At 61.3% G+C, this 23,181-nt stretch carries 16 protein-coding genes; 8 read left to right on the top strand and 8 right to left on the bottom strand.

All coding sequences use genetic code 11. From position 1 onward, the window contains the following. Positions 1–44: 44 nt before the first annotated feature. The 3 genes from grxD to K8B33_RS11890 form a co-directional block, all read right to left on the bottom strand. On the bottom strand, positions 45–374 hold the full coding sequence (grxD, locus tag K8B33_RS11900) for a Grx4 family monothiol glutaredoxin (RefSeq protein ID WP_223426744.1): 330 nt from the start codon (positions 372–374) through the stop codon (positions 45–47). A gap of 126 nt (positions 375–500) precedes the next feature. Beyond that, the gene (locus K8B33_RS11895; RefSeq protein ID WP_223426742.1) at positions 501–2,687 is read right to left on the bottom strand and encodes a TonB-dependent receptor family protein; all 2,187 of its coding nucleotides are present in this window, start codon (positions 2,685–2,687) and stop codon (positions 501–503) included. Between the two features lie 138 nt (positions 2,688–2,825). Continuing rightward, positions 2,826–4,388 (bottom strand): hydantoinase B/oxoprolinase family protein, encoded by a 1,563-nt coding sequence (locus tag K8B33_RS11890; protein WP_223426741.1) that lies wholly within the window; start codon positions 4,386–4,388, stop codon positions 2,826–2,828. 218 nt (positions 4,389–4,606) lie between these two features. Here K8B33_RS11890 and K8B33_RS11885 point away from each other — a divergent pair, with 218 nt between their 5' ends. Genes K8B33_RS11885 through K8B33_RS11875 form a run of 3 tightly spaced genes read left to right on the top strand, consistent with a single transcriptional unit; the run spans position 4,607 to position 7,771 of the window. After that, on the top strand, positions 4,607–5,794 hold the full coding sequence (locus tag K8B33_RS11885) for an aspartate aminotransferase family protein (RefSeq protein WP_223426739.1): 1,188 nt from the start codon (positions 4,607–4,609) through the stop codon (positions 5,792–5,794). Next, a complete protein-coding gene (argF, locus tag K8B33_RS11880) occupies positions 5,791–6,690 on the top strand; it encodes an ornithine carbamoyltransferase (protein WP_223426736.1) in 900 nt (299 codons plus the stop codon). Before K8B33_RS11885 ends, argF begins: the two co-directional genes overlap by 4 nt. 19 nt (positions 6,691–6,709) lie before the next feature. Further along, on the top strand, positions 6,710–7,771 hold the full coding sequence (locus tag K8B33_RS11875; protein WP_223426734.1) for an ABC transporter ATP-binding protein: 1,062 nt from the start codon (positions 6,710–6,712) through the stop codon (positions 7,769–7,771). A 16-nt stretch (positions 7,772–7,787) separates the two neighbouring features. Here K8B33_RS11875 and K8B33_RS11870 read toward each other — a convergent pair whose 3' ends face one another. From K8B33_RS11870 to K8B33_RS11850, 5 genes are all read right to left on the bottom strand, one after another. Then, positions 7,788–8,930 (bottom strand): GGDEF domain-containing protein, encoded by a 1,143-nt coding sequence (locus K8B33_RS11870; RefSeq protein ID WP_223426731.1) that lies wholly within the window; start codon positions 8,928–8,930, stop codon positions 7,788–7,790. Between the two features lie 4 nt (positions 8,931–8,934). Continuing rightward, positions 8,935–10,038: a GGDEF domain-containing protein gene (locus tag K8B33_RS11865; protein ID WP_223426729.1), complete on the bottom strand. Its 1,104-nt coding sequence runs from the start codon at positions 10,036–10,038 to the stop codon at positions 8,935–8,937. A gap of 220 nt (positions 10,039–10,258) precedes the next feature. Then, the gene (gene glpK / locus K8B33_RS11860) at positions 10,259–11,749 is read right to left on the bottom strand and encodes a glycerol kinase GlpK (RefSeq protein ID WP_223426727.1); all 1,491 of its coding nucleotides are present in this window, start codon (positions 11,747–11,749) and stop codon (positions 10,259–10,261) included. 51 nt (positions 11,750–11,800) lie between these two features. Then, the gene (locus K8B33_RS11855) at positions 11,801–13,429 is read right to left on the bottom strand and encodes an ATP-binding protein (protein WP_223426724.1); all 1,629 of its coding nucleotides are present in this window, start codon (positions 13,427–13,429) and stop codon (positions 11,801–11,803) included. A gap of 21 nt (positions 13,430–13,450) precedes the next feature. Further along, positions 13,451–14,173 (bottom strand): response regulator, encoded by a 723-nt coding sequence (locus K8B33_RS11850; protein ID WP_008737922.1) that lies wholly within the window; start codon positions 14,171–14,173, stop codon positions 13,451–13,453. A gap of 789 nt (positions 14,174–14,962) precedes the next feature. Between K8B33_RS11850 and K8B33_RS11845 the strand changes: the two genes are divergently transcribed. The 5 genes from K8B33_RS11845 to K8B33_RS11825 all read left to right on the top strand — a co-directional run bounded on the left by K8B33_RS11845 (position 14,963) and on the right by K8B33_RS11825 (position 23,181). Next, positions 14,963–17,857, top strand: coding sequence for a ribonucleoside-diphosphate reductase subunit alpha (locus K8B33_RS11845; protein WP_223426722.1), 2,895 nt, complete (start codon positions 14,963–14,965; stop codon positions 17,855–17,857). Positions 17,858–17,903: 46 nt separating this feature from the next. Next, the gene (locus K8B33_RS11840; RefSeq protein ID WP_223426720.1) at positions 17,904–19,220 is read left to right on the top strand and encodes a ribonucleotide-diphosphate reductase subunit beta; all 1,317 of its coding nucleotides are present in this window, start codon (positions 17,904–17,906) and stop codon (positions 19,218–19,220) included. A 118-nt stretch (positions 19,221–19,338) separates the two neighbouring features. Beyond that, entirely contained in the window at positions 19,339–19,539 is a 201-nt protein-coding gene (locus K8B33_RS11835; RefSeq protein WP_223426718.1) for a hypothetical protein, read from the top strand. A 416-nt stretch (positions 19,540–19,955) separates the two neighbouring features. After that, the gene (locus K8B33_RS11830; RefSeq protein WP_223426716.1) at positions 19,956–20,510 is read left to right on the top strand and encodes a Csu type fimbrial protein; all 555 of its coding nucleotides are present in this window, start codon (positions 19,956–19,958) and stop codon (positions 20,508–20,510) included. A 124-nt stretch (positions 20,511–20,634) separates the two neighbouring features. After that, the gene (locus K8B33_RS11825; protein WP_223426713.1) at positions 20,635–23,181 is read left to right on the top strand and encodes a fimbria/pilus outer membrane usher protein; all 2,547 of its coding nucleotides are present in this window, start codon (positions 20,635–20,637) and stop codon (positions 23,179–23,181) included.

The following is a 23,181-nucleotide window of genomic DNA, read 5'->3' as shown; positions in this document are numbered from 1 at the left end:
CAACGAGTCTCCTCGCCAGCGGTTTCCTGTCAGCAGACCGGGCATTACGCGCCAGCTGCTTCCTCGACCATTTTTGCCAGATCGCCACTGACATGCATCTCCATGATGATGTCACTGCCACCGACCAGCTCGCCATTCACCCACAACTGGGGAAACGTCGGCCAATCGCCATACTTCGGCAGGTTACTGCGAATCTCTGGCGCTTCCAGCACATTGACATAGGCAAACGGCTTGCCGATGGTGGTCATGACCTCCACCGCCCGGGCCGAAAAGCCGCACTGCGGAAACTGCGGTGACCCTTTCATGTACAGGATGACCGGATTCTTCTCGATCTGCTCCTGAATGACCTTCATTACGTCCGTCGCGTCGTTCATAGGACTGCTGCCTCAATGCGGTGTGTGTAGCAAACGCCGCCATTCTACCAACTGAGAGAGCAAGTCTCCATGGGCAGACAGATACTGCCCATGGAGAAATGCCTGTTTGAGAGGATCGAGAGCCCCTCAGAAGCTCAACCGTACACCCAGACCCGCATAGCGGGGCATGTTGACGCGGGCGCCCGCCGGGCTGCGGGAGGCAACCGCTTCCTTGTCCAGCAGGTTCTCCACCTTGACATACACTTCTGCCGCCGGTGTCAGCGCGTAGCTGGCTGCCAGATTGAGGGTGACGTAGCTGTCTGTTTTCAGCAGCGAGTCATTGACCCGTTCGCAGTCGTTGTTGATGCAGACAGCATCGCTGTAACGCGCGTTCAGGAACGTCTTCCACCCCTGGCCATGCTCGACACCCACGAATACGGTACCGATATGTTCAGCGACATAAGGCAGCGGATCACCGGCGAACACATCACCGTTGTCCGAGTCGCGGGTGATCTCGCCCTTGGTCCAGGTGTAGGTCAGACCCGCCGGCACGACAAACCCGGTGCCTTCGTACACCACATCGCGGAATGCCAGCTCAAGGCCGTAAACCTCTGACTCACCCAGTTGATAGGTGCCGCTCACTGCCGCGTCCGGGCAAGGGTTGGCCACGGAGCAGTTCTGCACCGCATTGCTGTAATCGCTGAGGAAGCCGATAACGTCCAGGCGGCGATTGCCGTCGAGCAGTCGCATACCCAGTTCATAGTTGACGCTTTTCTCCGGATCTTCGTCATCGTCAGCGCCTGCCCCCGCCGGGGCAAAGCCCTGGTGCAAACCGGCCAGCAACGTGACTCGCTCGTTGAACGCGTAGGTTGCACCCAGGCCGGCCATCACTTCTTCAGTGCGTGCCCGTGCTGTGACGTTGGCAATGGTGCGGTCAACATCGCTGTAGCGTGTTTCCTTGGTCTTGATATTTTCGTATCGCAGCGAGCCGGTGAGCTGCAAGCGGTCAAAGGTCATCCGGTTCAGCGCCCAGACAGACGTCGCCTCGGCTTCACCGACGCGGTTGTCACCCGCGCCCGGCAAGATGGTGTTCTGGTAAACGAGGCTGCCATTTTCCTGATTGAACACGTCGATGGGCTGGAAGCGGTCGCTCTCGTCTTCGTGCAGACGCACGCCTGTCAGCCAGTCATTGCGGACATCGCCAACGTAGAAGGCATCAGAATATTCGAACTGAACGCCCTGGGCGTAATAATCCCGGGCATTGTTCTTGACGCGAATATCCGTGACGTCGAGATCGCCCCGCAACACATCCTGTTTGAGCGGATCGGTATTGGCATCAGCCATATAGCCGGACACTGACTGGCCATCAATCCGGTCAACCTTGTACCAGTTCCGATAGAAGTCGTTTCGGTACAGGGTCGTCGCCAAAGAGCCTTCCAGGCCCAGCGCGATCTGGTGGCGGATGCTGTAACCGCGGTGGCGATTGGTGATCTGATCCAGCTCCGTCAGGCCGTAACGGCGGCGCGCGTCGCGGCCGAAATCTTCATCGGTCAGACCGACGTAGGAGAAATTCGACGCTTCTTCGGAGTACTGCACCTTGAAGTCCAGCTGCTGCGCAAGTGCCGCATCCGGGGCACTGCGCCAGCGCAACCTGGCCACATAATCTTCCACCGCCAGGCCGGTATCCCGGTTGCTGCGATCAATATTCTGGAACCCGTCGGCGTTCTGGCGCCAGCCTTCCAGCAGGTAGCCCCACTGGCCTTCCGTGCCGCCGTAGTGGATATGTGTTTTCTGGTTACCGAAGTTGCCCAACTCGGACGTCAGGCTGCCGCCGGGCGCAGTGGGAATCGGTGTGGATTGCAGATTGAGTGCGCCGCCCACAGTGTAAGGGCCATAACGCAGGGTGTTGGGGCCTTTGAGCACCTCGATGCCACTCATGCGGCCCGCGGTAGGGAAATAGTAGGCGGCAGGATCAGCGTAAGGCGCAGGCGCGACCAGTACACCGTCCTCCATTACCGTGATCTTTGATGTGCGCTCCGGCCCGGCCCCGCGAATACCGATATTCGGGCGCAGACCAAAACCGTCTTCTTCCTGGATGTACACCCCGGGCACATCATCAAGCATGCGGTGGATGTCGGTATGCTCGAATCGCTCCAGCTCTTCCTGGGTCACCTGAAAGGCAGACCCCGGCGCGAACCGCCGATCTTCCTCACTGCCGATGATCGTCACCTGGTCCAGCGTTCCCCCTGACGAGTTGGCCTCTTCCGCCACTGCCATCCCCGTCGCCGCCAGACAGCCACCGGCCAAGGCCAACATCCTGATACGCCACATCATCTCGACTCCTGCCATGTAAACAATGTATTGCCCCCGAACCGGGCACTCCGGGCAAGAGTCTAGATTCTTTCCTAAAGTGAATGCAAATCATTCTTCTTAAGATAATCAGGTTTGATAGCCTTCAGAATACTCCGTGCACTACCGGCCCCAGCCACCAGCACCCGGCGACGCCATAACCAGGCGATCCCCCTGTCGCGCATGGAAGGTCGTTTTGCCCGGCAACAGGCGGCCATTGAAACGATTCTCGCCCGGTTGCCCGGCGGCACCGCCCGCCATCCCCCAGGGCGCATGGGTACGCCGCTCCGTCAGCAGGGTCACCTGGGCGGGTGCCAGAAATTCCAGTTCGCGGATCAGGCCATCGCCACCGACATGCAGCCCCGCTCCACCGCTGCCGCGCCGCAGGGCATAGCGCCAGACGCGCAGCGGATAGTGCTGCTCCAGGCTCTCGATCGGTGTATTCAGAGTGTTGGTCATGTGCGTCTGCACGCCGGAGAGCCCGGCGGCCCGCGCTGAGGCGCCCATGCCGCCGCCCATGGTTTCATAATAGTCCCAGCCCGGCCCGTCACCTTGAGTTTGAGCATGGGCGCCCATGGCCAGATTGTTCATGGTGCCGTGGCTGGCAGCGGGAATACGTTCGGGGATGGCGGCGGCCAGCGCGCCCAGCACCGCATCGACAATACGCGAGCTGGTCTCCACATTGCCGGCGGCCACCGCCGCCGGGCGTCGGGCATTCACCAGGCTGCCCGCTGGTGCCCCCAGAGTGACCGGACGAAACAGACCTGCGCAGGCCGGGACGGAGGCAGGCAGCAAACAGCGGAAACAGTAATAGACCGCAGCGGCGGCCACCGACAGCGGGCAGTTGATATTGCCCGCCACCTGATCGCTGGTGCCGGTGAAATCCACATGGGCACGCTCGCCCCCCACGCGAATACTCACCACGACCGGGATATCCAGCGTGCCCTGACCATCGTCATCAAGATAATCCGTGAACGTGTAGTGCCCATCCGGCATTCCCGCGAGCAACTGCTGCGTCAGCCGCTCACCGTAGGCATTGAGCGCTACCACACCGTGCTCGAACCATGCCAGACCGCGCTCTGCCAGCAGCGCCGCAAGCCAGCGTCCGCCCGCTTCGCAGGCACTGGCCTGGGCGACAAAATCCGCGAACCGGGGCGTCTCTTCCGGCGCAGCCGTCTCTGCATCATCCACCAGCCGCCGCACCAGCGGCATCGCCCATGCGCCCTGCCGGCGCAACCATTGCGGCGCAATCACGATGCCCTCTTCATCCAGATGGCGGGACACTGGCATCGACCCCGGTGCCTGGGCACCGATATTGGCATGGTGGGCGCGGGTCACGGTGAATGCCACGGGATCGGGGCCGTCGCCGCAGAACACGGGCGCCACCACGGTGACATCCGGCAGGTGTGTGCCGCCAAGATAAGGATCGTTGACCACCAGCAGGCTGCCCGGCTGCCAGTCTCGCCCGGCAACCAGATCACGCATGGCGTAAGCCATGCTGCCCAGATGCACCGGGATATGTGCCGCCTGGGCACACAGTTCGCCGTGGGCGTCGAAAATGGCACAGGAGAAATCCAGCCGGTCCTTGATGTTCGGCGACAGAGCGCAACGGCGCAGCAAGGCCCCCATCTCGTCACAGATACCCGACAGGCGATTGGCGAATATGGAAAGCTGAACTGGATTCATTGCGGCTCCGGCGCGTCATCCCGGTGCTGTGGCCCGGGCGCTGCGACCTGTACGTGGCTGTGCGGCCTGCTGGTCCGCCCCATAACAGGACATTCATAACCGGACATTGTAGGAGCGGGTCCGATACATTGCACCACCCTGCCCCGGCGGCTATCATCAGCATCCAGCGGCAGCCTTGGCTGCCGTTTTTCGTTTCAGAAACTGCTTCAGGCCCGAGCATGAACGACAATTACCTGATGCCGACCTATGCGCGGCAACCCCTGAATTTCAGCCGTGGCGAAGGCGTCTGGCTGTACGATACGGACGGCCAGGCTTACCTGGATGGCGTCTCCGGTATTGCCGTGTGCAACCTCGGCCACTGTCACCCGGCGGTGACGCGCGCGCTGACCCGACAGGCCGCCAGCCTGGTGCACACGTCCAACCTGTATCGCGTAGAGCATCAGGAAAGTCTGGCCGCGGCACTGTGTCAGGTCAGTGGCATGGCGCGCGCCTTTTTCTGCAATTCCGGCGCGGAAGCAAATGAAGCCGCCATCAAGATTGCGCGCCTGTACGGCAACCGTCGCAAGGTGAACACCCCGACTATCGTCGTGCTGGAAAATGCCTTTCATGGCCGTACCATGGCGACGCTCACGGCGACCGGCAACGCCAAGGCCCAGGCAGGCTTCGAGCCGCTGGTGTCCGGCTTTGTGCGCGCGCCATGGAATGATGTCGATGCCATTCGTGCGCTGGCTGACAGCCACGACAATATCGTCGCTGTCCTGGTAGAACCGGTGCAGGGCGAAGGCGGTGTGCGCATTCCTGCGCCGGATTACCTGGCGCGTTTGCGGCAGCTCTGCGACGAAAAACAGTGGTTGTTGATGCTGGATGAAGTGCAGAGCGGCAATGGCCGTACCGGCAGCTACTTTGCCTGCAGCGCCGCCGGCGTGGTACCGGATGTACTGACGACGGCGAAAGGTCTTGGCAATGGTTTTCCCATCGGCGCCTGCCTGGTTTCCGGTGCCGCAGAAGACGTATTCGGCCCGGGCAGTCATGGCAGCACTTACGGTGGCAACCCGCTTGGCTGCGCCACGGCGCTGGCAGTGGTAGACACCCTGACGCGAGAGGTCATTCCCTCGGTCAACGCCAAGGGCGCGCTATTGCAACAACGGCTCCGCGAAGCGCTGTCCGGCGTAGCCATGGTGCAGGACATCAGAGGCCAGGGCCTGATCATCGGCGTGGAACTGGACCGTGACTGCCCTGAAATCGTCGCGCTGGCGCGAGATAGAGGTCTGCTGGTGAACGTGACGGCTGGCCGGGTCATTCGCCTGCTGCCGCCGCTGGTCATCAATGATGAAGAAATCGCCCTGCTGGTCGAGCGCGTCGCGGACGCGGTCCGCGCGTTCGTCCGGCAACAGGAGGCTGCATGACTGTCCGTCATTTTCTGACGCTGCGGGATCTGTCCAGTGATGAACTGGGCTACGTGATCCAGCGTGCCATAGAACTGAAAACCATGCTGCGCAACGGCCAGGTGCATGAGCCGTTTCGTGGCAAGACGCTGGGCATGGTGTTCGAGAAATCGTCCACCCGGACCCGCGTGTCGTTCGAAGTCGGCATGAACCAGTTCGGTGGCTCGAGCATTTTTCTTTCTCCGCGGGACACGCAACTCGGTCGCGGCGAACCCATCGAGGACTCCGCACGCGTGCTGTCACGCATGGTGGATGCCGTGATGATCCGCACCTTTGCTCACAGCACGGTGGAAACTTTCGCAGCCCATTCCTCCGTGCCGGTCATCAATGCGCTGACGGATGATTTTCACCCCTGCCAGCTGCTGGCCGACATCCAGACGTTTGTCGAGCACCGTGGCGCCATTCGCGGCAAGCGCGTGGTCTGGGTCGGTGATGGCAACAATATGTGCAACTCCTACATCAACGCCGCCAGGCAGTTTGATTTCGAGCTGGTCATCTGTGCACCGGAAGGCTTTGACCCGCGCGCCGATCTGGTGGCAGAAAACAGCGACCGCGTGCGCCTGGAGCGTGACCCGAAAGCGGCCGTGCAAAACGCTCACCTGGTTGTCACGGACGTCTGGGCCTCCATGGGGCAGGAAGAAGAGCAGGCGCAACGGGAAAAAGCGTTCCGCGATTATCAGGTCAGCCCGGCATTGATGGATCTGGCAGATAAAGAAGCGCTGTTCATGCATTGTCTGCCGGCGCATCGCGGCGAAGAAATCAGCCATGACATGCTGGATGATCCGCGCTCGGTCGTCTGGGATGAAGCCGAGAATCGCCTGCATGCGCAAAAAGCGCTGCTGGAGTTTTTATTATAACAGCCCGATGGTAGCCGCCATGTCTGAGCCGTTACTGAGCCTGCAACGCATTGTCTGCCGCTACGACGATGATGTGGTGGTCGACCACGTCAGCTTTACGCTGCAGGCCGGGCAGATTGCCTGTCTGCTCGGTCCCTCCGGCTGCGGCAAGACAACCACCCTGCGTGCCATCGCCGGGCTCGAACCGCTGACTGCCGGGAGTATTCATATCGCCGGGCGAGAGGTGTCCCGCGCCGGCACCCTGGTGGCGCCGGAGAAACGCGGCCTGGGCATGGTGTTTCAGGATCATGCGCTCTTCCCCCACCTGTCTGTCGGCCAGAATGTCGGCTTTGCCCTGCGTAACGAAAGCCGTGACGCCCGGCGGCAGCGTGTGGCGGAATGCCTGGAGATGGTGCGACTGGCAGGCATGGAAGCGCGCTTCCCCCACGAACTGTCCGGTGGCCAGCAACAGCGTGTCGCCCTGGCTCGGGCACTGGCGCCCCGCCCGCGTCTGATTCTGCTGGACGAACCTTTTGCCAGCCTGGATCTGGATCTGCGCCGTCAGCTGAATCAGGAACTGCGCGATATCCTGCTGCACGAAGGCATTACTGCCGTCATCGTCACTCATGATCAGGAAGAAGCCTTCGCCATTGCCACCCATGTGGGCATCATGCGCGCCGGGCAAATGATTCAGTGGGACAGCCCCTACAATATCTATCATTCCCCGGTCACCCGTTTCGTGGCGGAATTCGCCGGTGCCGGCGCCTTTCTCGAGGGGACGGTATTGCCGGGCGAGCATGTCGCCACCGTGGCCGGGGAATTGGGCAGCCACCGGCCGCTGGGCTACCCGTCGGGGTCACCGGTGACGGTCTTGCTGCGGCCTGAGGATGTCGTGGTGGATGAAGCGGGGCCGCTGCAAACGTCAGTGATTCATCGCGTTTTTACCGGCCCGAACATTCTTTACCGGCTGGCTCTGGAAAACGGCGAACAACTGACCTGTCTCACGGGCAGTCATGAAAACATTCCCATCGGCGCCAGTATGCGCGTGCGCATCGCCGCCAAACATCTGGTGCTGTTCCCGCCGGGGCCTGTCTCGAAATAAGCCCCCTGCCAAGCCGCTATTCCGGTGCCAGCACCTTTTCCGGGTGCGCCAGTATCGCCTCTGTGACCACCTGATCCCGGCCTGACAGTTTGGCCTGATACAGGCACCGGTCTGCTCTGGCCAGCGTCGCATCCAGGGGTTCACCGGGGCGATACTGCGCAATGCCGATAGAAATCGACGTGCGCAAAGCCGGGTCCAGATCACTGAAATCTTCCTCGACAACCGCCTGACGCAAACGCTCCGCCACCCGACTGGCACTGCTTGCATCGCTTTGTGTCAGCACCAGCACAAATTCTTCACCACCCAGACGCCCCGTGTAATCGGCTTCCCGCAGGCAACGCCGCGCAATGCCGGCGAAGCGCTGCAACACCTGATCCCCGGCGGTGTGGCCGAAGGTGTCGTTGATGCGCTTGAAGTGATCCAGGTCGACAAAGCAAAGGGTAAAATAGTAGTCGCCGGAATCCGCGAGCGCCTGCTGCTGCGCCAGCACGTCCATGATATGACGACGATTGAACAGCCCGGTGAGCTCATCCCGAATCGCCATATCGCGGACCTGCACCAGCGCGCCGCTGAGCTGACGGTTCTTCGCTGTGAGGTTGGTGCGCAGCGCATTGATGCCCACTCCGGTGACGACAAAACTCACCGCCGTCATGCAGAAAATCAGCCACTGCAACAATTCGAGGGTCAGGTTCATGGACACACTGCGGGCCTGCCAGGCCAGAATGACGACCAACAGATACCCGCCCATGGCGGCAACCGACAACAGGATCAGCCCCGGCAGCGCCTGGCGGAAAGACGCCAGCAGCATGGCGGCAAAAAACAGCATCAGCACGCTGATGCGATGCTCATCCATGTAATAGGCGCTGAGCAGGAAGCCCACCGTCAACCAGAGGTTCCAGTAGAGGGACAGGCTCGGGTCGCGCATACGCCGAGTGCTGCCCGTCAACACCACCGCTACTAATGTCAGGTTGCCGAGCCAGATGAGGGCAAACAGGCCGGCCAGCCCCGCACCATCAAGGGTGAAATAACCGGCACGAAAATAGAACATACACACCATGGCATGGAGCGCACTGATGGCGACCGCTGTCAGACTATGGCGCCGGGCCAGCCGCTGATCATCCAGCGCCAGGTTGCGCGCTTCCTGCATATCCCGAATCATCAGCTCATCCCTCCGCCCTGACGACGCGATCGCGCCCCATGCCCTTGGCCTGATACAGCGCATCATCCGCGCGCGCCAGCCAGGTATCCAGCGCCTCGCCGGGCCGATAGGCGGTGACCCCGATGGATACCGTCACTCGCAATCCCGGCGCCTCCGGGAAGTGAGCCTGAGACAGATTGTCACGCAGTTGCTCCAGCAGCGCTTCGGCCTGCGCCAGGTCACTTTTCACCAGCACCAGCAGGAACTCCTCCCCCCCATAGCGGGCGCAGAAGTCCCGCCCGCTGAGCAGATTTCCGGTCAGGCGCGCGAAATCCCGCAGCACCTGATCTCCCAGTGCATGGCCGTGTTGGTCATTGATCTGCTTGAAGTGATCCAGATCGGCATAGGCCGCCACCACCCCGAACGCGCCGCGATCCGCCATCTCGCGGATCTTGCCCAGGCGTTCCATGGCATAGCGGCGGTTATACAGGCCCGTCAACTCATCGCGCACGGCCAGATTCTGAATACGGTCGACGATATCGCCGAGCTGCCGGTTGCGCTCGCTGAGTTTGAGACGAATCGCGGAGATCTCATCGGCAAGGATGATGACCGCCAGCGTCATCAGCAGGAAGGTCGCCCACTGGATCAGTTCGCCTGTTATGTCCAGGGCTTCCGGGTACCAGTGATGCAATGCCAGGATAATACCCAGGTAAACGCCGACACAGACCACCGCCAGTAATACCAGCTCCCGGGTCCGGCAACGGAAGATGCCCATCTGCAGGATCGCAAAGAACAGCAGCATCACGCACAACCGCACCTCGTCCACATACCAGGCCGACACCAGTAGCACCAGCGTCGACCACCAGAGCACTGGCAGGGTCATGGACGGATCACGAAACAACCGGTTGAAACCCAGCAACGTGATCATGATGAGCAGCAGATGACCACTCCAGATCAGCGTAAAAAGCTGAGCAAATGCGTTGCCACCGCCCCGAAAGAAATCGAGCTGGGCCGCGATCCAGCACACCAATGTGTGCGCCAGGCCACCCGCCACAATAGCGAACAGTACACGGCGCAGAATGCGCCCCTGATCACTGTCGCTTTCACCTGTGATAGACCATCCCTGCATGCCAGTTACTCTCGCAAAGGGCGCTCCCCCGAGGGAACTGCCCGCGATGGCCCGGTCAGGCCCCCCGCCCGATTACCGGAACCGTTTTTACGCCTCATCCCTTTCAGACGCCACGCCTTCCCCAACCAGCTTAAATGATGACATTTTGCCATCAACTCACCTGATAGTATTAGAGCGCGTGATGCATGTCACATCTTTTGAGCCTGTTTCTGCTGTTTTTTTACCCTCCGGCCTTGCATACCCGGGATACGGCCTCGCGCCAGCCCTGGTACCGTGCCTGCCGATCCGGCTCCGCCAGTTGCGGTGCAAAATCCCGATCGCACTGCCACTGATCACTGATGGCCGCCAGATCCTTGAATATCCCGACCTGAAGCCCGGCCAGATAGGCCGCACCCAGGGCCGTTGTTTCGGTGATCACCGGGCGGTCCACCCGAACCCCGAGAATGTCGGCCAGATTCTGCGCCAGCCAGTTGTTGGCCACCATGCCGCCATCCACCCGTAACGCCGTGGGCCGGCTGGCGCCGTCCGCAATCATCGCCTCCAGCAGATCCAGACTCTGGTAGCACACGGCTTCCAGACCTGCAGTCACCACCTCGGCAATACCGGTGTCCCGCGTCAGGCCCAGCAGCGCGCCACGGGCATGGGGGTCCCACCAGGGGGCGCCCATACCGGTAAAGGCCGGCACCAGATAAACGCCCTTGGCACCTCCGGCACTGCGTGCCAGCGCTTCACTTTCGCTGGCATGGCTGATCAGCCGCAGGCCATCTCGCAGCCACTGAATGGTTGCGCCAGCAACGAATATCGAGCCCTCCAGGGCATAACAGGTCTTGCCATCCAGTCGATAGCCCACCGTCGTCAACAGACGGTTCTCCGATGTCACCGCCTGGTCCCCGGTATTCAGCACCATGAAGCAGCCGGTGCCGTAGGTGCTTTTCACCATCCCGGGCTCGAAACAGGCCTGGCCTATCAGGGCGGCCTGTTGGTCACCGGCGATACCGGCCACCGGCACCGGGGTGCCAAACAGTGCGGGATCCGTCCGGCCAAAATCCGCGGCGCTGTCGCGCACCTCCGGCAACAATGCGGCGGGAATATCGAACAGTGCCAACAGATCATCATCCCAGCGTTGGCTGTGGATATTGAACAGCAGGGTACGCGAGGCATTGGTCGCATCCGTGGCATGCACCTTGCCGCCAGTCAGGTGCCACAGCAGCCAGCTGTCTATGGTGCCAAACGCCAACTCCCCTGCCTCAGCCCGTCGCCGGGCGCCATCCACATTGTCCAGCAGCCAGGCCAGCTTGGTGGCAGAGAAATACGGGTCCAGCAACAGGCCCGTCTTGTCCCGCACCATGGCCTCATGCCCCGCCTCCCGCAATGCCTCGCAGCGCTCGGCAGTGCGCCGATCCTGCCAGACAATGGCTCGCGCCAGAGGCGTGCCGGTGGCCCGGTCCCACAACACCGTGGTTTCGCGCTGGTTGGTAATGCCGATGGCCGCCAGCTCACTGGCCTCGATATGGGCATTGCTGATGGCCTTGCGGCACAGCGCCAGGCTGTCAGTCCAGATATCACCGGCGTCGTGCTCCACCCAGCCGTCGGCAGGATAGTGCTGGGCAAACTCTTTCTGCGCCTGGCCGCGCACGGAGCCATCGGCGGCAAAGACGATGGCGCGGGAACTGGTTGTGCCCTGATCAATCGCAAGCAGGTATCCGGTCATAGCGGTCTCTCCACAGATTCCGTTCACAAGGTGTACAACGGGCGAGGGGCTTTAGCCGAGCACGTGCCCGGAGCGTTGCTGGCGAGGCCAGCTTACCCGGAACAAGGCACCGCCTGCGGCGCTCTGGCTGACATCGATATGGCCACCATGCCACTCGACAATACGCTGGACAATGGACAAGCCCAGCCCGTAACCCCCGCTGGCGCGGTGGCGGCTCTTGTCCAGCCGGGCAAAGGGTTTGAAGATGCGCTCGCGTTCCGACTCGGGAATGCCCGGACCGTCGTCCGACACTTCCATCACGGCCATGCCGCCCACCACGCTGTAGCGCAGTGAAATCTCCTGACGGGCATAACGCAGGGCATTGGTGACAAGGTTCTGCAAAATGCGATGCAGGTAGCGGCTTTCCCCCTCCGCCTGCCGTTGATCCGGCCGCACCACAGACCAGTCGGTGGCATCAAACACGCGCAAGTCACCACTGATCGGTTCTATCTCGCGGCAGATCTGCCCGAACAGCTCGGCCATATCCACCGGTTTGAATTCAATCGCCGGGGTGCCCTCTTCCAGCCGGGCAAACGTCAGAATCTCGTCGATCAGCTGATCCAGCTGCTCGATATCCAGATCCAGCTCGTCCAGTTTCTGGCGGCGCTCATCACTGTCATCGCAGTCGGCCAGCATCTCCAGGCCGAAGCGCAGACGCGCCACCGGGGTGCGTAACTCGTGGGAAACAGCGCGGGTCATTTCCCGCTGGGACTCGATCAACCGGCGAATATGTTCGGTCATGCCGTTGAAGGTCAGCCCCAGCTGGCCAATGGCATCCTGGCCGCTGACATCTGCCCGGGCGTCCAGATCACCGGTGCCCAGCTGCCGCACCGCGCCATCCAGCTTGCGCAGCCGGGTCTGCAACGGACGCACCAGCAGATAGGTCGCAAAACCCATGGCGCTGAGGCCCAGCACCCCGACCAGCACCGACATTTCCAGCGGCATCCAGTCGAACAGCGCCAGCGGCCCCAGCACCAGCACCTCGCCGGTATTGCCGATGGGCGCATAGACCATCACCGATGAGCGCGAGCGGCTGGCGCCCTCGTCCAGCACCAGCACCACTTCGCGTCGAGTCAGGCGTTGGCGCTGCTCGGCATCCAGTGACAGGGCTTCCTTGGGGACACGCGCCAGCGGGTAGCCAAAACGCTCCTGGATTCGGGCAAATTCGGCATCCCATTCGGACAGCGGATATTGCGCCAGCTCATCCAGCAACAACAACGCGGTGGCGCGGGCCTGCTGCTCGGAGACCTTGTCCATGCGGGTGCGGATATAGCGGTCTTCATCGGGCAACTGATAGAAGATGTCGGCGAAGGATTCTGTCTGGTTCAGGCGCATGACCACCAGGCCCTGCTCCAGCTCCAGCCGCTCGCGGTAGGTCAGCGCCAGTTCCCCTTCCTCGTGCAGCTCGATCTCGGCACCCAGCAAGCGGCTCAGCAGTAATCTGCGCGCCTCCCGGCCCTCATCGGAATCCTGGCGCTGCAAACCGCGCGCCATGAGATAGAAGGTGCCGTGGGCCATGCTTTCGCGGTAGATATCGGAACGATAGCCATTGATCAGCTGCACCATGCCATAGGAAAACGCCCCGACCAGTAACACAGCCAGGAGCATGCCGGCATAAATGCGCAGAAAGATGCTGTTCAAAGGGGAAAGGTGGGCGCCGAATCAGACCGGGCCCACCTCCTTGACGAACAGATACCCTTTGGAGCGAACTGTCTTGATGCGGCGCGGATTGTCCGGGTCATCACCCACCTTGGGGCGAATACGGGAAATGCGCACATCGATGGAGCGATCCTGGCCGTCATACTGGATGCCACGCAGCTTCTCGAAAATGGTTTCCCGGGACAGCACATTGCCGGCATTGGAAGCCAGCAACCAGAGCAGATCATATTCGGCACTGGTGAGGTCCACGGACTTGCCTTCCAGCACCACTTCGCGCGCAGAGTTGTCGATCACCAGATTGCCAAACTCCAGGCGCATCTGCGGCTGGTCCCGCTCGTGCTCTGTCTCGACACGGCGTAACAGGGCACGAATACGTGCCAGCAGCACCCGGGGCTTGACCGGCTTGGCGACATAGTCGTCCGCGCCCATCTCAAGACCCAGCACCTGATCCATGTCATCCGTGCGGGCGGTCAGCATCAGAATCGGGTTGCGGAAGGCCGGCCGTACTTCGCGGCAGACTGTCAGACCATCAGCACCGGGCAGCATCAGATCCAGTACCACCAGATCCGGCTGATCAGCACGGATACGACGGACTGCTTCCTCGCCATCATTCACTACCGTGACGTCCATACCATTACTTTCCAGGTATTCGCGGGTCAGGGTCGCGAGGCGCTCATCGTCTTCTACTATCAAGATTCGCGGGGGATTGTCCTGCACTGAGCTCATTCCGTGCTGTTCCTGTTTTTATCGTGCTCGTTTAGTCTTCCCGGAATACGGACCCCCACCGGGCCCGCATACACAAGTTATACGCATCCGTTACTTCTGCGGCAACACTGATACACCGGCTTACCGGGAAAAACATTGCCTCGCCAGTAACACCGCAGGCCGTCACAGTAAGGCACCGGGCGACAACCGTCGATATACGGTCTGTAACCAACACAATATATGGTGTTTCCCTGCCGACGGCCAGCCCCGGTCTCCAGCCCGCACTGACGGCCCGCCAGCCCCTTCCGGATCGGACTCCCGATCACCCTTATCCACCGCAACGCTCGCCGCAGAGACACCCACCGGAAACACACATTTTTTCCACAGACTTGTCCACCGGCAAACTCTTGCAATACGAGGCCAACCGCTATAACTTGTGTTGATTGCACCAGCAAACCCTACATATTGGGTTTTGCAGCATTTCCAACAGCCTAGACAGTAGTGCGGGAACGGCACCGGAACAGTGCCAGCACATCGCAAGACGACACACAACAGACCGGGCAAACACCACGTCAGTGCACCGCAAAGGGGGCACATGCCGTTCCGGTCAGCGGACCCGGACTGCCCCGGCAGGGGTCTCCGGAAGGCCGGACATCACAGGATCACGCGCACCACTACATCTTGTGTTGGCTGCCGGACCATATCCGAACCTGATACAGCAACACCCGGCCCCGTCAACCCACCCCCCTCGGGAGGCGGCCCGGGACAACAACTAGAGAAACAGACAGAGACAACGGAGAGCAGGCCACCATGCAGACGGATACTCAACACCAACCAGCCGCCGCCAGCCAGACCCCCGGTGATAACGCCAGTGACGATGCCCTGAGCACCACCGCCCCGGGTCAGCTGCGCGTCATCAAGCGCAACGGCAAAGTCGTGCCCTATACCGACGACAAGATCACCGTCGCCATCACCAAAGCGTTTCTGGCCGTCGAGGGTGGCACAGCCGCTGCGTCCTCGCGCATCCATGAAACCGTGGCGCGTCTGACCGAGCAGGTCAGCGCCACCTTCCGTCGCCGCCTGGCGTCCGGCGGCACCATCCATATCGAAGAGATTCAGGACCAGGTCGAGCTGGCCCTGATGCGTAATGGCGAGCAGAAGATTGCCCGTGCCTACGTGCTCTACCGCGAAGAGCAGAGCCGCAAGCGCGCCGAAAAAGCCAACATCAAGACATCAGCCAGCGAAAGCCAGCACCCGGCCATTACTGTCAAGCATGACGACGGCACCGAGGCACCGCTGGATATGGCGCGTCTGGAAGGCCTGGTGGTGGAAGCCTGCGCCGGCCTGGAAGATGTGGACGCCAGCAAGATCATCAACGAGACCGTCAAGAACCTGTACGACGGCGTGTCGATTCACGACGTCAACACCTCCATGGTGATGACCGCCCGTACCCTGATCGAGCAGGAACCGAATTACTCCCAGGTGACCGCGCGTCTTCTGATGGACAGCCTGCGCGCCGAAGCCCTGCAGTTTCTGGGTGTGGCAAAACTGGCCGACCAGCACGAGATGGAAGCGCTCTACAGCGACGCTTTCAAGGCGTATGTGCATCGTGGCATCGAGCTGGAACTGATCGACCCGGAGCTGGCCCGTTTTGATCTGGATCGCATCGGCGCGGCCCTGAAAGGCGAGCGCGACATGCAGTTCACCTATCTCGGCCTGCAGACGCTGTACGACCGCTACTTCATCCACAGCCGGGATACCCGCTTCGAGCTGCCGCAGTGCTTCTTCATGCGCGTCGCCATGGGCCTGGCAGTGCGCGAAGATGACCGCGAAGCACGAGCCATCGAGTTCTATGATCTGCTCTCCAGCTTTGATTACATGAGCTCTACGCCGACCCTGTTCAATGCCGGCACCCTGCGCCCGCAGCTCTCCAGCTGCTACCTGACCACCGTGCCCGATGACCTGCACGGCATTTATGGCGCCATCCAGGATAACGCCATGCTGTCCAAGTTTGCGGGCGGCCTGGGCAACGACTGGACCCCGGTACGTGCACTGGGCGCCTACATCAAGGGCACCAATGGCAAGAGCCAGGGTGTCGTGCCCTTCCTGAAGGTGGTCAACGATACCGCCGTAGCGGTAAACCAGGGCGGCAAGCGCAAGGGCGCTGTCTGCGCCTACCTGGAAACCTGGCACCTGGACATCGAGGAATTCGTCGAGCTGCGCAAGAACACCGGTGATGACCGTCGCCGCACCCACGACATGAACACCGCCAACTGGATTCCGGATCTGTTCATGAAGCGTGTGATCGAAGAGCAGGAATGGACGCTGTTCTCGCCCAACGACGTGCCGGACCTGCATGACCTCTATGGCCAGGCTTTCGAGAAGCAATACCTCGAATACGAAGCCATGACCCGCGACGGTCGCATGAAGCTGTTCAAGCGCATCCCGGCGGTCAACCTGTGGCGCAAGATGCTGTCCATGCTGTTCGAGACAGGCCACCCGTGGTTCACCTTCAAGGATCCGTGCAACCTGCGCAGCCCGCAGCAGCACACAGGTGTGGTGCATTCCTCCAACCTGTGCACCGAGATCACCCTGAACACCAACAAGGACGAGATTGCCGTATGCAACCTCGGCTCCATCAACCTCACCCACCACCTCAACGAAGGTGGCCTGGATCTGGTCAAGCTGGAGCAGACGGTACGCACCGCGGTGCGCATGCTGGATAACGTGATTGATATCAATTACTACAGCGTGCCCCAGGCGCGTAATTCAAACCTGAAGCATCGTCCGGTGGGCCTGGGCATCATGGGCTTCCAGGACGCGCTGTACATGCAGAAGATCGCTTATGCCTCACCGCAAGCCGTGGCATTCGCAGACACCTCCATGGAAGCGGTGAGCTACTTTGCCATCAAGGCCTCCAGCGAGCTGGCGAAAGAACGTGGCAGCTATGCCACCTTCGAGGGCTCTCTCTGGAGCCAGGGCATTCTGCCGATCGACTCCATCGAGATTCTGGCGCGCGAACGCGGCAACGAGAAGTACCTGATGGTTGATCGCAACCAGACCCTGGACTGGAACAGCCTGCGTGATCAGGTGCGCACCATGGGCATGCGCAACTCCAACGTGATGGCCATTGCCCCCACGGCAACCATTGCCAACATTACCGGGGTTTCACAGTCCATCGAGCCCACGTATCAGAACCTGTACGTGAAATCGAACCTGTCCGGCGAGTTCACCGTGGTGAATCCGTTCCTGGTCAACGATCTCAAGGCACGCGGTCTGTGGGACAACGTCATGGTCAACGACCTGAAGTACTACGACGGTTCCGTGCTGCCGATTGACCGCGTCCCGGCAGACCTGAAGGAAATCTACCGCACCGCGTTCGAAGTCGAGCCGCGCTGGCTGGTGGAAGCCGCCAGCCGCCGTCAGAAGTGGATTGACCAGGCGCAGTCGCTGAACCTGTATATCGCCCAGGCCAACGGCAAGAAGCTGGATGTGACCTACAAGATGGCATGGCTCAGTGGCCTGAAAACCACCTATTACCTGCGCGCCATCGGTGCCACGACATCGGAAAAATCGACCATCAGTGACGGCCGCCTCAACAGCGTATCGTCGGCAGCCCCGGCAGACACCGCCAGCTTTGAACAGGCAGCGGATGTGCCCCAGGCCTGCTCCCTGGATGATCCGGACTGCGAAGCGTGCCAGTAATTGATTTGTGCACCTTTTGAAAGAATGCGAACTTAGGAGAGATTGAATGCTGAACTGGGATGAATTTCATGCGGAAGAGAACCCGGTCGCCCGCCAACAGCCTGCGCCCACAGAGGCGCCGGAACCTGCAGCGCCTGCAGCAGCAGCGGCGTATGCGCCTGCTGCAGCACCGGCAGCGCGAACAGAACATGATGCTCAACGCGGAGCCACAAGCCAGCCTGCCGGCGCCAGTGCCGCCCAAACCGGTACCGTAACCAGCGCGCCGGCAACCGACGCCATCGCACGCGCACGCGCCAGCGTCGAGCACATGGATGTCGAAGAAGGTGTGGCCGAACTGGAAGGGACTGCCGGCCGGGTGCAGGTCGACGACAAGCGCATGATCAACTGTCGTGCGGACCTGAACCAGCTGGTGCCCTTCAAGTACGACTGGGCCTGGCAGAAATACCTGGATGGCTGCTCCAATCACTGGATGCCCCAGGAAGTGAACATGTCTGCCGATGTTGCGACGTGGAAAAACCCGGAAGGCCTGACCGACGACGAGCGCCGCATCATCAAGCGTTCTCTGGGTTTCTTCTCCACGGCAGATTCGCTGGTGGCCAACAACCTGGTACTGGCTGTCTATCGCCTGATCACCAACCCGGAGTGCCGTCAGTACATCCTGCGTCAGTCGTTCGAAGAGGCCATTCATACGCACGCCTACCAGTACTGCATCGAGTCGCTGGGCATGGATGAAGGCGAAATCTTCAACATGTATCGCGAACTGCCTTCAGTCGCCAAGAAGGCCCAGTGGGGCATCCAGTACACCCGGGAAATGTCTGATCCGGCATTCACCACCGGCACCGTCGAGACCGACAAGGCCCTGCTGGAAAACCTGATTGCGTTCTACTGCGTGCTGGAAGGCATTTTCTTCTACTGCGGTTTCACCCAGATCCTGTCCATGGGTCGCCGCAACAAGATGACCGGCGTAGCAGAACAGTTCCAGTACATCCTGCGTGACGAGTCCATGCATGTGAATTTTGGCGTCGATGTGATCAACCAGATCAAGATCGAGAACCCGCACCTGTGGGACGCCCAGATGCGTGACAAGGCCACCCAGATGATCCTGGAAGGCACCGAACTGGAAATCCAGTACGCCCGCGACACCATGCCCCGTGGCGTGCTGGGCATGAACGCGAAAATGATGGAAGAGTACCTTCAGTTTATCGCCAACCGCCGTCTGGCCCAGCTGGGTCTCCCGGAGCAGTTCAAGGGAGTCAACAACCCCTTCCCCTGGATGAGCGAAATCATGGACCTGCGGAAAGAGAAGAACTTCTTCGAAACCCGCGTGATCGAATATCAGACAGGCGGTTCGCTGAGCTGGTAAACGAGCAAGAAAAGAGGCGCCAAACGGCGCCTCTTTTTGTAGTATGGTGATGTAGTCAGCAACAAGACCGCCCTTATAAAGCCACTGACAGGGCTGAATAGCCCGACAGGAGCCTCTGATGAGCGACCACCTGGAACTGGATGCGGAAGACCTGCTCACTACCCTGGAACAAGTGGAAGAAACCCTGACGGTCATGTCCGGCGTCGTCGGTCACCTGAAGGAACAAGTGCTGAGCCAGCTGGACGAAGACGCTGTCGTCGAACTCAGTGCCGAGGAATTTCTCGAGCGCTGTGACAACGCCAACGGCACCTGGCACTGAACTGATGGCACTGCACTGACAGCACTGAACTGACAGCAGCCGTGTAGCGCGGCTGCAACGTTCAGACACCACAGCAGCGCTGCTGTGGTCATTGATACGCTTCCCGGGCGGGCCTCCCCTCCCCTGACAAATCCCCCAAACACCTCACTTCAGCCCCTGCCTGAATAACCCCTGTTCGCACCGCGTTTACCCGGTCCCGGCCGGCAAGATGAACGAGACATGAACAACACCTGAACCACATCTTGCGCATTTCGTTCACACAACGCGTGCCGCCTGAAACACCCTATTTTCGTTCATATCGCCGCCATTGCGAGCCTTTCTCCCCGGCTGTTTCATGACGTTGTTGCCCATAAAGCGCTCAGCATTAAAGCGCTCAGCATTCTACTCAACAACATCGTATCCACGGGAGACAGACCATGAAGAAAATGATTCAGATGACTGCACTGGCAAGCGCCTGCCTGGCCGGCAATGCCGCTCTGGCTGCCACAGTAAGCGACACGTTTGACGTGCGCATTACGCTGGAATCCGCTTGCGAAATCAGCGGCACCGTCGCCGGCGGCGACCTCGGCGCCAGCGACCTGAACTTCGGCACGCACCCTGGCCTGCTCGACGCCAACATCGATGCCAGCAACGGCAGCGATGGCATCGCCGTACGCTGCTCCAGCGGCACCAGCTACTCCATCGGTCTCGACGACGGCAACAACTTCGATGAAGGCCCTGTTTCCGACAGCCGTGCCATGCAGAACAGCGGCGAATACGTCAGCTACGAGCTGTTCCAGGACAGCGCTCGCAATGCACGCTGGGGCGCTCTGGGCTCTGGCGAAGAGGTCGATGCCACTGGCACCGGTGCTCGCCAGGTGTTCTCCGTGTTCGGTCGCGTACCGGCACAGGCGCTTGACCTGGACGCCGTCGACCTGAGCAACGGTCCAGCCACCTTTACCGACACCATCACTGCCACTGTCGAGTTCTGATCCGGCCAGCCTGTTTCACACAGGCTGACCTGCTCAACGACCCCGCCATCCCGGCCGCCACTGTCCGCACGGTTTATACCGCGGCGGCCGGGGGCACACTCACCCCTGTCTGGAGACGCGTGCCATGCCTCAAACGCCCTTCCGATACGGCATCATTGCCGGGTGGTTGTTGTGCATGGGGCCCGTTCTGGCGTCTGCGGGCTCGCCCGCAGACATGCCAGCGCAACTGGCGACACTGGAACTCGGTAACCTGTCCGTCACCCAGCTGTCGCAGACCGATATCGAGGCGCTCAAAGCCGCCGCACGCGGCGGCGCCTCACACCAGTATCCCGCCTGGCCGGAGGTCGTCATCAATGGCGTCAATACCGGCCAGACACTGCATATCATGCTCGCTGGCGCGGACATCCGCGTACAGCCCGCCGCGCTGACCGCGCTCTCAGTCAGCCTGCCTGAGCGATTCACTGCCGCAGACGATGCTGCCTGGACCGCTCTGAGCGCCTTGCAAATCAACGGCCGCTACGCACCGGGCGAGCAGCGCCTGTACCTGGACCTGCCGCCGGAATGGTTGCCTGCCCAGTTCATTCGCAGCGGCAATCTCTCCGGCTATCGCGAGGTCGCACGCGGCAACGGCGCGCTGATGAACTACGACGTCTTCGCGACCCACCTTGATGATGGCGCCCAGTCCCTGGCCGCCAGCCATGAGCTGCGCCTGTTCAGCAACATCGGCACGCTCAGCAGCAGCGGCGTCACGCGCTGGAACGATGCAGCCGTCAACGACAACGGCCAATACGTGCGCCTGGACACCTACTGGCGCTATTCCGATCCGGCCAGCATGCTCACCTACACCGTGGGCGACACCATTTCCGGCTCACTGGGCTGGAGTAGCGCCACACGCCTGGGCGGCGTGCAGGTCGCCCGAAATTTTGCCACGCGCCCCGACCTGATCACCTTCCCGCTGCCAAGCTTCAGCGGCTCCGCCAGCGTGCCTACCGCCCTGGAGATCTTCGTCAATAATCTCAAGGTGGGCGAGCAGGCGTTACAGCCGGGCCCGTTCAATGTGGAGACTGCCCCACTGCTCACCGGCCTTGGTGAAGTACAGCTGGTCACCACCGACGCCCTCGGGCGCCAGAGCGTCGAAACTGTGCCGTTCTACGTGTCCCCGCAGCTGCTTCGCCAGGGGCTGATGGATTATTCCGCCAGCGCCGGTGTGCCGCGGCGCCGCTTCGGTGTTGCCTCCTCGGATTACAGTGACAAGGTGTTGGCCACCGGCGTTCTGCGCTATGGCCTCAGCGATACAGTCACGGCGGAATCCAGTGCCACGGTGCTGGATGACCTGCGTGTGGCCGGTGCGGGCATCGTGACCCGGCTGGGACTGTTGGGCGTATCCGGCGTGTCCCTGAGTCATAGTGAAAGCCAGCGCCAGGACAGCACGGCCAGCCAGAGCGGTGGGCAAGTTACCGCCAGCCATGAATTTCGCCAGCGCCGCTATGCGCTGAGCGTGCAGCACACGCATCGCGACAGGGGCTTCCGCGATAGCGCCAACTATTTCAGCGATCGCGATCTGCTGCGCAGCGCGACGCAAGTGAACGCCAACCTGCGCGCCGGACGCCAGGGCAGCATCAATGCCAGCTATCTGCATACGCGCCAGTTCGACACTGACGACAACGAATTCCTGGTGCTGGGCCATACCCGCAACCTGCTGCAGCGCATCTCGCTGAGCCTGAGCGTCAACCAGAACCTGCAAGACAGCGACGACCGTACATTGTTTGCCTCCGTCAGCATGTCGCTGGATCGCCCGGGCAGCCGCAATCTGAGCGCCAGCGCATCCACGTCATACAGCGACAGCGGCACGCGCTCCCAGCTCAACCTGCGGCGCCCGGTTCAGGCCTTCTGGGATGTGGGCTGGAATCTGGGCTACAGCCATGACCACAGCGATGTCACCCGCGCTGATGCCACCTGGCGCACGCCCTATGCACAGGTGCAAGGCGGCGCATCCCGTAGCGGCAACGGCACAGACCTGTTTGCCAGCGCCGACGGCTCCCTGGTGTATGGCGGTGGTGCCCTGTTTGCCGCCAACCGCGTGAGCGACAGCTTTGCCATCGTCGATACCTCGGGGTTTGCCAATGTGCCGGTGCGGCAATCCAATCTGCTGATCGGCCACACCAACCGGCACGGCAAACTGCTGGTGCCCAATCTGGTCTCGTTTGTGCCCAACAAACTCGCGATCGACATCGACGATCTGCCGGTCAACACGCGCATTGATCAACCGCAGACAGAAGTGACGCCAGCGGACCAGGTCGGCCTCGTGGTGCGCTTCGACGTGACCCGGCAACACAGCGCCATTGTCATCCTGCACGATACCGAGGGCGCACCACTGCCTCTGGGCACCGCCGTACTGTTGGCGGATGGCTCGCGCACCGTGGTGGGGCATGACGGTGAAGTATTTGTGCAGGAGCTGGCACCGCAGGAGAATGGACAGACGGGGCTGCAGACCAGTGTGCTCACCGTTATGACGTCACGCGGTGACGGCTGTCAGGCACAGTTGGCGGTGCCCGCGCGCAGCAACCATTTGCCACGCATCGGACCGATCGCCTGCGCGGCCAACCCTGATCAAGTCAACAACAGCCAACGCGACGCGACCAGTATCACTAACCCGCAGCAGACGGAGTGA

The sequence above is a fragment of the Alcanivorax limicola genome, from assembly GCF_019931215.1.
Taxonomy (GTDB): domain Bacteria; phylum Pseudomonadota; class Gammaproteobacteria; order Pseudomonadales; family Alcanivoracaceae; genus Isoalcanivorax; species Isoalcanivorax limicola.
The sequence above is the reverse complement of the archived record's forward strand: the minus strand, read 5'-3'. Positions and strand labels throughout refer to the sequence as shown.